At 53.9% G+C, this 13,133-nt stretch carries 8 protein-coding genes and 1 pseudogene; 3 read left to right on the top strand and 6 right to left on the bottom strand.

The features are described 5' to 3' along the window. Positions 1-13 precede the first annotated feature (13 nt). The 4 genes and pseudogenes from dapF to MWU62_RS14785 form a co-directional block, all read right to left on the bottom strand. The gene (gene dapF / locus MWU62_RS14800; protein WP_247115615.1) at positions 14-949 is read right to left on the bottom strand and encodes a diaminopimelate epimerase; all 936 of its coding nucleotides are present in this window, start codon (positions 947-949) and stop codon (positions 14-16) included. Further along, positions 946-2,196: a diaminopimelate decarboxylase gene (gene lysA, locus MWU62_RS14795; RefSeq protein WP_247115614.1), complete on the bottom strand. Its 1,251-nt coding sequence runs from the start codon at positions 2,194-2,196 to the stop codon at positions 946-948. Before lysA ends, dapF begins: the two co-directional genes overlap by 4 nt. Before the next feature lie 121 nt (positions 2,197-2,317). Continuing rightward, positions 2,318-2,416 (bottom strand): annotated as a pseudogene (locus MWU62_RS19005) (lipoprotein); the annotation flags it as partial. A gap of 96 nt (positions 2,417-2,512) precedes the next feature. Beyond that, positions 2,513-5,383: a class I adenylate cyclase gene (locus MWU62_RS14785; RefSeq protein ID WP_247115612.1), complete on the bottom strand. Its 2,871-nt coding sequence runs from the start codon at positions 5,381-5,383 to the stop codon at positions 2,513-2,515. A 118-nt stretch (positions 5,384-5,501) separates the two neighbouring features. Here MWU62_RS14785 and MWU62_RS19000 point away from each other — a divergent pair, with 118 nt between their 5' ends. Next, complete coding sequence (locus tag MWU62_RS19000) at positions 5,502-7,979, top strand: EAL domain-containing protein (RefSeq protein ID WP_247115611.1); 2,478 nt, start codon at positions 5,502-5,504, stop codon at positions 7,977-7,979. Between the two features lie 55 nt (positions 7,980-8,034). Here MWU62_RS19000 and argH read toward each other — a convergent pair whose 3' ends face one another. Both argH and MWU62_RS14770 read right to left on the bottom strand, forming a co-directional pair. After that, positions 8,035-9,438 (bottom strand): argininosuccinate lyase, encoded by a 1,404-nt coding sequence (argH, locus tag MWU62_RS14775; RefSeq protein ID WP_247115610.1) that lies wholly within the window; start codon positions 9,436-9,438, stop codon positions 8,035-8,037. Between the two features lie 369 nt (positions 9,439-9,807). Continuing rightward, on the bottom strand, positions 9,808-10,887 hold the full coding sequence (locus MWU62_RS14770; RefSeq protein WP_133005111.1) for a TolC family protein: 1,080 nt from the start codon (positions 10,885-10,887) through the stop codon (positions 9,808-9,810). 68 nt (positions 10,888-10,955) lie between these two features. Here MWU62_RS14770 and MWU62_RS14765 point away from each other — a divergent pair, with 68 nt between their 5' ends. Then, positions 10,956-12,236 carry a sensor histidine kinase gene (locus tag MWU62_RS14765; protein ID WP_226595800.1) on the top strand — a complete coding sequence of 427 codons (1,281 nt, stop codon included), beginning with the start codon at positions 10,956-10,958 and terminating at the stop codon, positions 12,234-12,236. Between the two features lie 209 nt (positions 12,237-12,445). Then, positions 12,446-13,132, top strand: a complete 687-nt coding sequence (locus MWU62_RS14760) for a response regulator transcription factor (protein WP_004581714.1) — start codon at positions 12,446-12,448, stop codon at positions 13,130-13,132. The last annotated feature ends 1 nt before the right edge of the window (position 13,133 follow it).

Below are 13,133 nucleotides of genomic sequence, written 5' to 3'. Positions count from 1 at the left end.
CTCCTGGCTGTCGTCAGATCCGTTGTTTGTTTGGGCGGCTGGGCTTTCGGCGCCGGCTACCGCTTGAATCACCAGGCAGTCTCAACTGCCCTTCAAATACACTCGTAGCAGGCCCTTCCATCATAACAGGCGACCCCTCACCCTGCCATTCAATGACTAGCCGCCCGCCACGCAGTTCAACCTCCACACGGTCATCCAGCAGGCCCCGCAAACGGCCTGCCACCACTGCCGCGCAAGCTCCGCTACCACAGGCAAGCGTTTCGCCCGAACCACGTTCATAGACCCTCAGGCGCACCTGATTGCGACTGACTATCTGCAAAAAACCAATGTTGGCTCGCGATGGAAACCTTGGGTGATTTTCCAGACGCGAGCCAAGCGCTGATACTGGCGCGGAGTCCACATCTTCAACCACAATGACCGCATGGGGATTACCCATAGACACAGCACTAAGTTCGACAGGCTCAGTACCCACGTCTAGGGTATAGACGTCTTTGCGGCGTTCGGCAGCAAACGGAATCGCCGTCGGATTCAACTCCGGCACGCCCATATTGACCATCACCATGCTGTCTTTAACCGCACGCAACTCAATCACGCCACTGGCCGTCTGCACACGGATGATCTTTTTATTCGTAAGGCGTTGGTCACGCACGAACTTGGCGAAGCATCGGGCGCCATTGCCACACTGCTCAACTTCCGAGCCATCGGCGTTAAATATGCGGTAACGAAAATCCACATCCGGCAGCCCGGGCGGTTCCACAACCAAAAGCTGGTCAAAACCGACACCAAAATTCCGGTCTGCCAGTTCTCTAATCATTTCCGGGCGCAGCCTAAATGGCTGACTGATGGCGTCAATCACCATAAAGTCATTGCCCAGCCCGTGCATTTTGCTGAACCGTAACAGTGGTCCCTGATTGCGGCGCTGCTGACCCGCTTCCTGTCCTCCGCTCATTCTGGCAGGCAGTTTTCGGGCGCGAGCTGGTCCTGAATGGTTTCACGACGGCGAACTACGTGGACCTGATCACCGTCCACCATCAGCTCAGGCGGACGGTTTCGGGTGTTGTAGTTGGAGCTCATCACAAAGCCATAGGCACCGGCAGAGCGCACAGCCAAAAGGTCCCCGGCATTAAGGCGGAGGGGACGGTCTTTGCCCAGAAAGTCGCCGGTTTCGCACACAGGACCAACCAAATCCCAGACCTTTTCTTCCGCATCCAGATGAGACTGTACTGGAACAATGGCCTGCCAGGCGCTGTAAAGCGCCGGGCGGATCAGGTCATTCATGCCGGCATCAATAATCGCAAAATTGCGGTGTTCAGTGCACTTCAGAAATTCCACACGGGTAATAAGGATGCCGGCATTCGCCGCAATGGAGCGCCCGGGCTCAAGGACCAACTCCAACTTACGGTCACCAATGCGCTCATCCAAAGCGCGCACATAGTCAGATGGTTTGGGCGGCTGCTCATCATTATAGGTAACTCCCAGACCACCGCCCATATCAAGGTGCCGGATATGGATGCCACTTCTTGCTAATTCATCGACCAGTGCCAAGACCCTCTCGAGGGCGTCCATAAATGGAGAGACAGAGGTAAGCTGCGAACCTATGTGGCAATCCACGCCTTGGATATCCAAGTTCGGCAGGGTTGCTGCTCGCGCGTAGACTGCTGGCGCCTCGGTGATATCAATACCGAATTTGTTCTCTTTCAGGCCCGTAGAGATATATGGGTGCGTTCCGGCATCGACATCCGGATTCACACGAAGCGAGACGGGGGCTTTAACACCCAACTCGCCAGCCACCGCATTGAGCCTGTCCAGTTCGGTATCAGACTCCACGTTAAAGCAGCGAACACCCACCTCCAAAGCCCGGCGCATTTCCCATTCCTGCTTTCCAACGCCGGAAAACACAACCTTGCTTGCATCGCCGCCAGCACGCAGAACCCGTTCCAGCTCACCGGCAGAGACAATGTCAAAGCCTGCGCCCAAGCGCGCAAGTATATTCAGCACAGCCAGATTACTGTTGGCTTTAACGGCATAACAAACAAGAAGCTTGCGTCCTTTCAGGGCGTCGTCATAGGCTTTGTAATGCTGCTCAAGAGCCGCCCGGGAATATACATAAGCTGGCGAACCAAAGCGTTCGGCAATGGAGGAGACAGGTACATCTTCGGCGTAAAGCTCGCCGTCACGGTAGTTAAAATGGTTCATTTGATTCCTGATTCGTGTCACGGTGCTGGTATCGGTAGAACTATTGCTCGCCTGAGTTGCGGTCGCCCGAGCGCTCGGTTTGCGCTTCGGCGCTGACGGGTTTACCGGCGGCAGGCCCGGATTCATCCGGACTCTCCCGGTATAGCGGCCCTTTTTGGCCGCAGCCACCTAGCGCAGTTGCCACAACCAGTATCACGATTGGCATGTTCACTGCCCGCATACTTGGCACCTTTCAGTTTATATTAAGAATTCATATCCAGAGTTGGTAATGGTGAAAGTATACCTGACCCTCACCCTGCACCGCGAGAACGACAGGCTATTGAAACGTGCCAAATTCACGGTTTAAGGCATCCTCCAGAAAAGCGCGGTAATAGAGGTATTGACTGGTCTGTATGTCGCGCTGATATACCCTTGGATCCAAATCGTGAGGCAAGTGCACGTCCGTTAAGTGGATTGGATAGCGATCACCACTCTGGCGCAGCGAATGTATGTAGTGGGCAACCGCCCGAATGAGCTGGTCGCCGTACTGGAGCACAGTAAATTCCTGCTCTGCGCAGTACAGATCAAAGCGAACACGGCTATCACCTTCCTGAATGCCGACGGCTTGCACTTCAAAGCCCGCCAGCGGCCCCCCGATATCCGGTTGCGGTCGATATTCCGGCCGCCAAAGCCCGTTATTTAAAACCAGTTCGTAGCAACGCACTCCAGCCAGAGCAACGGGCACTTCGCTGGTGCGCAGCGTGCGCCGCTCCACCAAGTTTTCCAAAAAGCGCAGCAAGGGTGTCATAAAATGGCGGCGACTGGTGACCCGCTCATTCCAACTGAACAATGAGCCGCGCTCATCAATCACCCGAATCTGAACCTGCCCTCTGCGAATAACATAAAAAACCTGAATACTGTCCGGCTCACTGGCTTGGCAGGCCGCCCGTAGCGCCGGTTGATCTAGCACCGCATGGCGATCAAAAACAATGGGCAGATAGATATCCCGTGGCTGGGCGAGGCAATCCATCAGTGCGGACAAGCTTTCAAGCACCATAAAACTGGGTTCTGAGCCACTGAACTCCAATATGAAGTACCGGCGATCCATCTCAATAACATAACGCAAGGGGTGCGGCCCGGTACCGCCCGCAAAAAACTGGCGCAGCACATCGGCAAACAGCTCACGCACTCTGCGCGCGATGGCGCCGCCATGTCCTCGATTGTGGCTATGCACGCTAATGTCGGGAATGTTGTGGGGCGCCAATGCCACTGAGGCAAGCACATTCTTCAAACACTGTATTAACGTGTCTCCGGAAGCGTAATGCTGAAGACTAACCTCATGCCAGCTATTGAGTGTAATTTGATCGATGGTAACAACCAGATTCTCTCGCCCACCACTAAAGCCCAGAGAATCGTGCCGGGCACTCAATTTGTGCAGCCCCAACTCTGTAAGATGAGCCTGCGGATCAACACCCACGTTGATCAGTAGAAGGTTACGCAGCGGGCGAACGCCACGGGCCAGAGCTTCGCGCGCTGCTGGCGCAACAGGAAAAGGCACAAAGCTTGCGAGCGCATCCAGCATTTCACGCAACTCACTAACAGAGGCAATGCCCTGCCCAGCACGAACATTGAGGCGGGTTGAACGAGTCAGCAAACCGTTGAGATAGCACCACGCCACCAGTTCTGCGAGATTACCGGAACGCCTTATTACCGTTTGCCAGAAGGCATCCAAAGGGTCTTCTAAATCACGGTACAGCAGCCACCCCGACCCTGCCTCGCCCTGTTCCGATTGATAGTGAAAAGCAAGATTTTCCTCGGCCAACGACGGTGCCAACCCAGGGTTAACCTGCTCAATCTTCCCGGCTTTCCGCTGAAAAGCAGCGTAGAGTTTTCGACCAAGAAGGTTGAGATCGTTAGCACTAATCGCTGACTGCTCATCGTCATCGCGAGCCATTTTCGAAAGCAGTCGATAGCTGTGTGTTAGTTCGGACACCATCGCCCGGCGCAGGGATGCAACTTCTTCCGCCCGCCAACGCTGTCGGTTATCCAGCACTTCAATCTGCTTTTTCTGCCACCCCCAACTGTTTATCAGGCTCTGTAGTAACCCGACTCTCCAAACTTCTGCCCCCTGCTCACCCGCACCCTCTATACGAGTGAGCGGCAACCCTGCTTTGATGTACAAGCTGCGACGGACCAAATCCAGCCGGGCATCCGCTCCGGTCTCGGTTAACCAGTGTTCAAGGCGCTGGTACAACATCACGTAGGGGTCCAACACATCCACATCGGTGATACCGCTGAATACTGCCTGCTTGAAAGCACGAGACAACACCGGTAGCTCTTGTGTTTGGGCATAGCATTCAATCAACAACAGTTTCAGAATCGACTTCCAGGGCGCGTCAATTCCCTTATAGAGTTGCCACACTCCCGCACCGAGAAATTCAGTGGGGGGTATAAGCGGCACGGCACCAAAATCGATGTATTCGTCGCCCCTTATAAAACGATAATCCACCAGCCGGTTTACACAGCCCCGATAGTTCGGCTCCTGTTCTGAGGGGATCAACCACCAAAGGGGGTAACAACCGGCTAAATGTATGCTGGTACGATAAAACTCGTCCAATAAGAGGTAGTGCTGGGCACTACCGCAGCTCTCGCCGCTTATCTCTGCACGCTGCCGCCCTTCGCGCCAATCGGCAGCAGAAAAGACAAACACATGCAGCTCGATACCAAAAGACGACGCCCACTCCGTCAGCTTCTGTGCCTTGCGCTCAAGATTACGAATACCCGGTTCTGGGAGGTCATCGCGATGGCACAACCAAACATCCAGATCACTGGCGACTGAATGGCCCAGAGTGCCGGGGCTACCCATGAGGAACAGCGATTGCAAATCGGGCCGACGTTTGCCCTCGTCCCGAAGGCTGAAAGTTCGTGCTAAACGCCGCGCTGCGCCAATAGTCGCGGCGTCTGGTTGATAGTGGTTCAGGCCATAGGGGCAATCAACATCCAGATAGCCGGGCAATGCTGGGTGGTTTGTATGAAATACCAGAGGCAGAATTTCGAGTACCACCTGCTGCCTGTAAGTAAGCGATGAGTGGGCTCGCTGCCAACGCTGGCGGTTAACCATAAGAAACCTGTCCCGCAGACGGCGCAGGGTTTTGCGGTCAATACCCTCATCAAAATCTAGGGTTATTGGTTTGGCATAGGCAGTCAAGGTAGCTCCGGGAGAGAGGTTCTTTCCGGTTTATTTATTAGTATGATGAACTCATCGTTGCAAAACCATCAGAAAAACAAAAGCGAAGTCCACTTAAGAGCATCCGAGGCCCCGCCCAGTGAAAGAGTTTGTCATACAGCGTTATCGTGCCGACACATCCACCGGTTCCGATCATCAGACCCTGTTACGTGTCGACGACGAAGGTAAGGTGCTATTCGCTGACAATAATGCTGAGGTAGTACTGGGGTACAACGCCAGCGAGCTACAAGGCGTTGCAGCTCATAAAATATTAGCGTCGAGAGAGGATGACCCTTTCGCGCCCGTGAACCGGCATCGCTTAGAGAGCGGGCAAACCGTGATGGTCACCTTCCGCCACAAAGAAGGCTTTTTCTACACGGCCAGCCTCTCATTGCGTGTCAGTATGCGCGATTCAGACGAAGCGGCCAGCGCCCGCATTACCCAAGAGGCAAGCTCTGCCATAGATCCCCGCCTGCTTCGTTACGCAGAGAGCGCTGCAGGCTTCGGTATCTGGGAGCTGGACATCGCCAGCAACCAAATTATTTGGACAGAGGGTTTATACCGGTTGCTTGAGCTAAAGCCAGGCACAGGCATTACGCCTGAACAGGCCCTATTTTATTGTCCAAATGGTCAGGACCGCGTTCGGGCTTTGTTCCGCCGATGTGCGCATACCGGCGCGCCCTTCACCATTGATTTAAACCTGATTACCGCCAAAGAAAAAAAGATCCGTGCCACCCTGAGCAGCCGCGCTCTCAAAGTTGGTGGTAAAGTAAGGAAAATGGGTGGAACCCTGATTGATCGCACAGGCGAAATGCAACAGGACCAAGCCCGTATCAGGGCTGAGAAAATCCTAAGCGCCACTACCGCGGCAAGCCCCGGGCTGATAGCAGCGGTGGATAAAAACCTGAACCTGCTGCACTTCAACATGCCTTATGCTCGGCTATTTGCCAGCATCTACGGCGTTACTCCCAGAGTTGGCGACAACCTGAGCCAGTTATTGAAAAAGCACCCCAATGAGCGGCATTTGGCAGAACGGCTTTGGCGCAGGGCTTTCGAACAAGATAGCTTCGTTGTCGACATGCCCATCACCCAACAAAGCGGTGAGTGGCCGGTGTACGAGTTCCATTACCAGCGCTTGACGGATCATCCAGCGGGAAGCCGTAATACCCGCAAGGATGCCGACAAAGGCGAAACCACGGGCGCAGTCGTTGTGGCCAGTAACATCAGCAACCGCGCCAGCAACTCCGGTGACAGCGAGTACCGTTATCGGCACGACCCGATAACCGGATTAACAAACCGGAGAGAGTTCATCGCCCGCCTCCAGCGCAGTCTGGAGCAGAAAGAAGACAGGGCCAGCGACACAAGTCTTTTATATTTGAACCTGGATGCATTTGGGCATTTCAATAGTATTGCTGGCCACGGCGCTTGCGACCGCTACCTAAGGGAATTAGCTGGCACCCTCGATGTTCGCAGCCGGCCACAAGATACTGTGGCGCGGCTTTCCGGTGACACCTTCGCGTTGCTCATTGAAAACTGTACAGAATCTGACGCCCGTAAGCTCGCAGACGACACTCTAAACGTCATCCAGAACTTTGTTTTCGAGTGGCAGGGCCATCAACTGCAAACCACCGCCAGTGGCGGCTTGCTCATTATGGGCAAAAAAACACCTGCCGACCCAGAACAACTACTCGGTCAAGCGGCAGACCTATGCCACGATGCGAAAACATCGGGACGCAACCGAGTTCACACCGCCCACGCGTCTCGCCTTTCAGACAACAACGACAGCAATGAATACGTCGACCAGATACGCAATGCGCTGGAGAAGCAATCGCTGGTTCTTGAATTTCAGTCACTCAGGCCGGTTGCCAGTGTTACTTGGGGTGACCACATAGAAATTCTCTGCCGCATCCCCGGCTACCACAAGCAGGATCAACGACTGCAACCGGACCAGTTTCTTCCGGCAGCGGAGCGGTTTGATCTAGCAAAGCGGCTGGACAGGCAAGTGATTCTGCAAACGCTCAGCTGGCTGGACGACCACCGACTGCTGGAACCCAGACTCAAATACTGCGGGTTCAACCTGTCTCTTGCCAGCGTTCTGGATGACACGTTTGCGGAGTTCGTAGAGTCTGTAGTCAGGGTTACAAACTACCCGACTGAAAGTTTCTGCTTTGAAATCCGCGAAGCCCACGCCACCCAATACCCTGATGAGGTGGCCGTTCTCTGCGACGACCTACACCGGATTGGTTGCCGTATAGCTCTAGACGGTGCGGGCGCCTCGGTGGAAAGCTTCAGCCTTGCAGCGAGGTTGCCGGTAGACGTTATCAAACTCGATCGTAGCCTAATGCTCCGGCTTGGAAACGATCCCGTTCAACAAATAATGGTGGAAGCTCTGCAGCGGATCGCTCAAGAGGCGGGGAAAATAACGGTGGCGACTTATATAGAAAACGACGAGATTCTCCGGAAGGTCCGCACTCTAGGCATTCACTACGGTCAGGGTTTTAGAATTGGCCCGCCCAAACCTCTCGCAGAGCTAAAGCCCGTGGCTGTAGATCTTTCCACGGGACGGATTGGCGGCTAACCCTATGCTTAGAGCCCTATAAGCACAGGGGTTAGTTAGACTCAAGAAATCTGCCTTACAGCTTACGCGCGCGCGCAACAGCTGCCCGTACCTGATTCGGCGCAGTGCCGCCCAGATGATCACGGGCCTGAACAGAACCTTCCAGCGTCAGCACATCAAACACATCCTCCCCTATTATGTCGGAGAAGCGTTTCAGCTCTTCCAGCGTCATATCAGAAAGGTCTCGCGCTTCATCCACACCGAAAGCCACAGCCTTGCCGACAACTTCGTGGGCATCGCGGAAAGGCATACCCTTCTTAACCAGATAATCAGCCAAATCCGTCGCCGTAGAGAAGCCGCGTTTGGCCGCCACGCGCATGTTATCAGCCTTGGCGCGAATGGCCGGAACCATGTCTGCGTAGGCCTTCAAGCAACCCTTAACGGTATCCACGGTATCGAACAAGGGTTCCTTGTCTTCCTGATTATCCTTGTTGTAGGCCAGTGGCTGGCTTTTCATCAGAGTAAGCAAGCTGATCAGATGGCCGTTCACCCGGCCGGTCTTACCACGAACAAGCTCCGGAACATCCGGATTCTTCTTCTGCGGCATAATGGAAGACCCAGTACAAAAGCGATCCGGCAAGTCAATGAAGTCAAACTGAGCAGATGCCCACAGCACCAGCTCTTCGCTGAAGCGCGAGAGATGGGTCATCAGCAGGGCCGCAAAGCTGCAAAACTCGATGGCGAAATCCCTGTCGCTGACGGAATCGAGAGAGTTTTCCGTAGGCCGGTCAAAGCCAAGCAGGCGAGCGGTCATGGCCCGGTCAATGGGGTAAGTGGTGCCAGCCAAAGCTGCCGCGCCCAGAGGCATCACGTTCACCCGCTTGCGGCAATCTTGCAAACGCTCAGCATCACGCACGAGCATTTCATACCAAGCCAGCAGATGGTGCCCGAAGGTTACCGGCTGAGCTGTTTGAAGGTGGGTAAAGCCGGGCATGATGGTATCGGCTTCACGCTCCGCCAGATCCAACAGCCCTGTTTGCAAACGACGGAGCTCCTCCGCAATCACATCGATTTCATCGCGCAGGTAAAGGCGGATGTCCGTAGCTACCTGATCGTTCCGACTGCGCCCGGTGTGCAGCTTTTTACCGGTGATGCCAATACGCTTAGTCAGCTGGGCTTCTATATTCATGTGCACGTCTTCAAGGCTTACTGACCACTCGAAGCGCCCTGCTTCAATGTCTTCTTTCACCCCATTCAGGCCGTCAATTATACTGTCGCGCTCCTCCACAGTGAGCACGCCAACTTCAGAGAGCATGGTCGCGTGAGCAATAGAGCCGGTGATGTCGTGGTGGTACAGGCGCTGATCAAACCCTACAGATGCGGTAAAGCGCTCCACAAATGCGTCTGTAGGTTCGCTGAAGCGCCCACCCCAAGGTTTTTCGGAGCTTGTGGCCTGATCAGGTTTTTTCTGGTCCGTCATCTCTTTAGTCCTATAGTAACATGTAACTTTTGCTTAAGCGTCTGTTTTTACGTGGAATTGTAAAAGTGACACTTTTTGCTATTTTTCGGGTAATTTTGTCCTCATTGTAACGCTTCAAGATTCTGGAATCGCGCTAAATATCGTAGGACGACTGGGGGTTGCCAAACATATCTTGGGTGGTGGCTGTTCGAACTCGGCATGGGGAAAATTTTCCTAAAGCCTAAAATCGTTCGTAAAGGTCGCAAAGCGAACATTCAGGAAGGTTCATGAGTTTTGGTCCAAGTGGTTTTTTCGAGTCTTCGGGCATTTGGAATGGAACTTTCTGGTGCTATCCAAAATGCCCGAAGACTTGACCATTGAATTACCTCTTTAATTTAACGCATTGATAGTACGCACCGGTATCAGGGCTTCGTATCCGGCCGAGGCACTATATAGATCACGGATCACCCCAGCTCGACGGAGTTTGACCCCAGTAAGCTGTCTTGCGCTATTTATTGCGTCCTCCAGTCTGCCAGTGCCACTGGCCAGCTCGTTCAGACTGGCTTCCCAGTGCGCGCGCTGGTTTGGCAAGTGTCGCTCGTTGAGGATGTTCAGGCGACCATGGCCGGCCTCAACGCTTGCCCTCAGTTTAGCGATCGAAGCCCGCCATTCCCGCTGAGCCTGAGTGGCCAGCCATCGTTTTTGTGAGGCTTCGGCAGTCGCCTTTCGAACGGCGCTGTGCTGGCGCTGCCCACTAAATGGAATCCGAACGCCAATGCCGACGACCCAACGTTTTCTCTCGTCAGCCCACAGGCTGTTATAGCCGGCATTAGCTGTGAACGTAGGTCTACGATCGACTTCGGCAACATCCAGCCGCGCGCGCGCCTCGGCTTCCCTTGCCTCGGCTGCCCGAATCAGCGGATGATCTGGTTCCAACTGTCCATCGGCGAACAGAAGCGTTTCAGATGCCTCCGTCAGTTGCAAACTGGCCCCCGTCGGACGACGCCCAAGCAGAGGAATCAGGTCGCTGGCTAGCCCGGCCTTTTCCGCTTGCAGCTCTACTAGTCTGGCATCTAGAGTGTCCAACTCCGTTTTGACCCTGAGCATTTCACTTTGCGAGCCGATGCCATAGTCAAGCCTCTGTTCCGTTACGGTGGCCAGTTGCTCTACCAAAGCGCGTGTCTCATGATGGAGATTGATCGCTTCATTGGTATACCACCAATATGCATACGCCTCCTTAACGCGAGCTGTCAGCTGCCTTATTAGCCACTGAGTCTCCTGCTGGGCGGCAAGCATTCCGGCCTCCGCTGCCTTGCGAGACGCCGACAGATGATCCGGCCAGGGCAGCTGCTGGCTTACCTCAAAGCGATGCCCAACTGTATTAGGTCCCTCTAGAGTTTCAGGCGCAATGCCATACTTGATGACCGGGTCGGCCCAAGTATCTGAGCCCTCCACTTTGGCTTCTGACATTTCGGCGACAGATCTTTGCGCGCCCAGGCACCTTGCTTTTATTGCTACTGCCAGCGGGCATTGCGCTAATGGGGCTTGCATGGCTGGTTCACGGCCTCTTACTGGACCGGATGTCCCGGGAATTCGTCGAGACACGTCTCAAGGATGAGGTCGCCTTTCTGGAGCATCAGATTCGTGATTCTGGCGGTCAATTGGACAGTCTCCAGACTGGTGACTATTTTCAGGAAGTCTTTCACCACGCCTTCGCCATACATTCTCCGTCCAGAACGATCATTTCCCCGGATTCCTGGGCACCGGTGTTAACGTCGTTAATAGAATCAGCAAAGGATGGGACCGTTCGTGTTCGGGATGCGGACACCGTCGAAGGCCCAAAGAGCATTCTTGCGTACCGAAAGTCGTTCCGGATCGGCGATACGCCGATTGTAGTGATCGTGTCCGAGGATCTTGGCGCACTGAAACGCAGCCAGGCAGAGTTGCACGGGTGGACGGCCATCGTCTCTATTCTGCTGATTCTGCTGTTGGTCGTTGTGATCTGGTTCGGTATCAATCTGTCCATGCGCCCTGTCGTCGAACTGAAGGCCACGCTGAAGCGACTTCAGGATGGCAAGGTCTCGCGGATTCATGTCCAAGCACCTGAGGAATTTCGACCGCTGGTCCAGCAGCTCAACCAATTGCTCGACTCGCTGGATCAACGCCTGGAACGATCAAGGGATGCGCTGGCGAATCTGTCTCACAGCGTCAAAACCCCCATTGCGGCCGTCCGGCAGATTCTTGAGGACACCAGTCGTCCGCTCTCCAACGATCTCCGCCTTCAGATGACCGCGAGACTCAATGACATCGACAAACAGCTTGAAGCCGAGATGCGCCGAAGTCGCTTTGCAGGGCCACAGGTTGGGAAAAGCGCTTACCCTCTGAAACAGGCACGGGATCTAGTCTGGATGCTGGGGCGACTATACCCGGAAAAGTCCTTTGAACTGTCGAGCTCCCTGCCGGAGGACGCCCGCTGGCCGATCGAGGAGCACGACCTGAATGAAATCATGGGCAACCTTCTGGACAATGCAGGCAAATGGTCGGAACGATGCGTGGAGCTGTCACTCGTTCAACACTCCGGAAATCTGCAGATCGGCGTAACAGACGATGGGCTCGGCGTCGCGGACGCTGAAATCGGCAATCTGGGTCGACGGGGGTTGCGGCTGGACGAGCAGACCCCAGGCCATGGCCTTGGGCTGGCGATTGTTCGAGAAATTGTCGAACGCTACAGTGGAACCCTCAACTTCTCACCTGCTCCGAAAAGTGGGTTGTCCGTGATAGTTGACCTTCCCAGGGCGGTCCCGGTGATCAATCGTTGACCCGGCCACCTGGTATGTGGTTAAGCGATCACATGTGGATAGTGTTTGTATAGAAAACTTTCCTCACCGTAATGCCTTTTTCAAGCTAGATTCAGCTTCGTCTGTTGTTATAGCGGGTCGCTTGAAGTCCGGTCTCTTAGCTAATTTTGATTTGCTCTCGAGAAGGGCGACAGCCACAATTTTCCAACATCCAGAGACGGCGCTTATAGATGAAGGTTCTAATTGTCGAAGACAACGCGGTACTCGCAGAAAAAATCTCCGTTTGGCTTGCGAAGGAAAACTTTACTGTAGATGTTGCCCAAAACGGAAAAGAGGCAAATTTCTTCGTAGAGACAAGCAGTTATCAGGCGATCATTCTGGATATAGGACTGCCCGACGAGAACGGGCTTTCTTTGATGCAAAAATGGAGAAGCAGTGGCAGAGATGAAGCTATTCTTATTTTAACTGCCCGCTCCAACTGGACAGAGAGAGTTGAGGGCTTGAATGCCGGGGCAGACGATTATCTTCCAAAACCCTTCGAATTCGATGAACTAAAAGCTCGACTTAGCGCCATAATACGAAGAAAAGACGGGCGAGCAACTGATAAGATCATCGTGGATGGTTTTCTACTTAATGCAACCTATAGAACCCTAACAACTCCCGATCATAAAGAGTTCAGACTAACCGCAACGGAGTACCGCCTTTTACAATGCTTTCTTCGCTCTCCTGACAGAGTTTTCTCACAGGACGAACTTGTTGAAGCACTCTATAATATCGAAAGGTGCCCAACCAGAAATGTCGTTCAAGTCTACATAGCCAGGCTCAGAAAGATACTCGGAAAAAAACGAATAAAAACATTGAGAGGACAAGGATATTACTTTGCAAGAGATTCTCTTCAAAAAAGGGTTGAAGCTTAAA

This window comes from Marinobacter sp. S6332, assembly GCF_023016045.1.
Classification (GTDB): domain Bacteria; phylum Pseudomonadota; class Gammaproteobacteria; order Pseudomonadales; family Oleiphilaceae; genus Marinobacter.
This window is presented reverse-complemented; position numbering and strand designations above follow the sequence as displayed.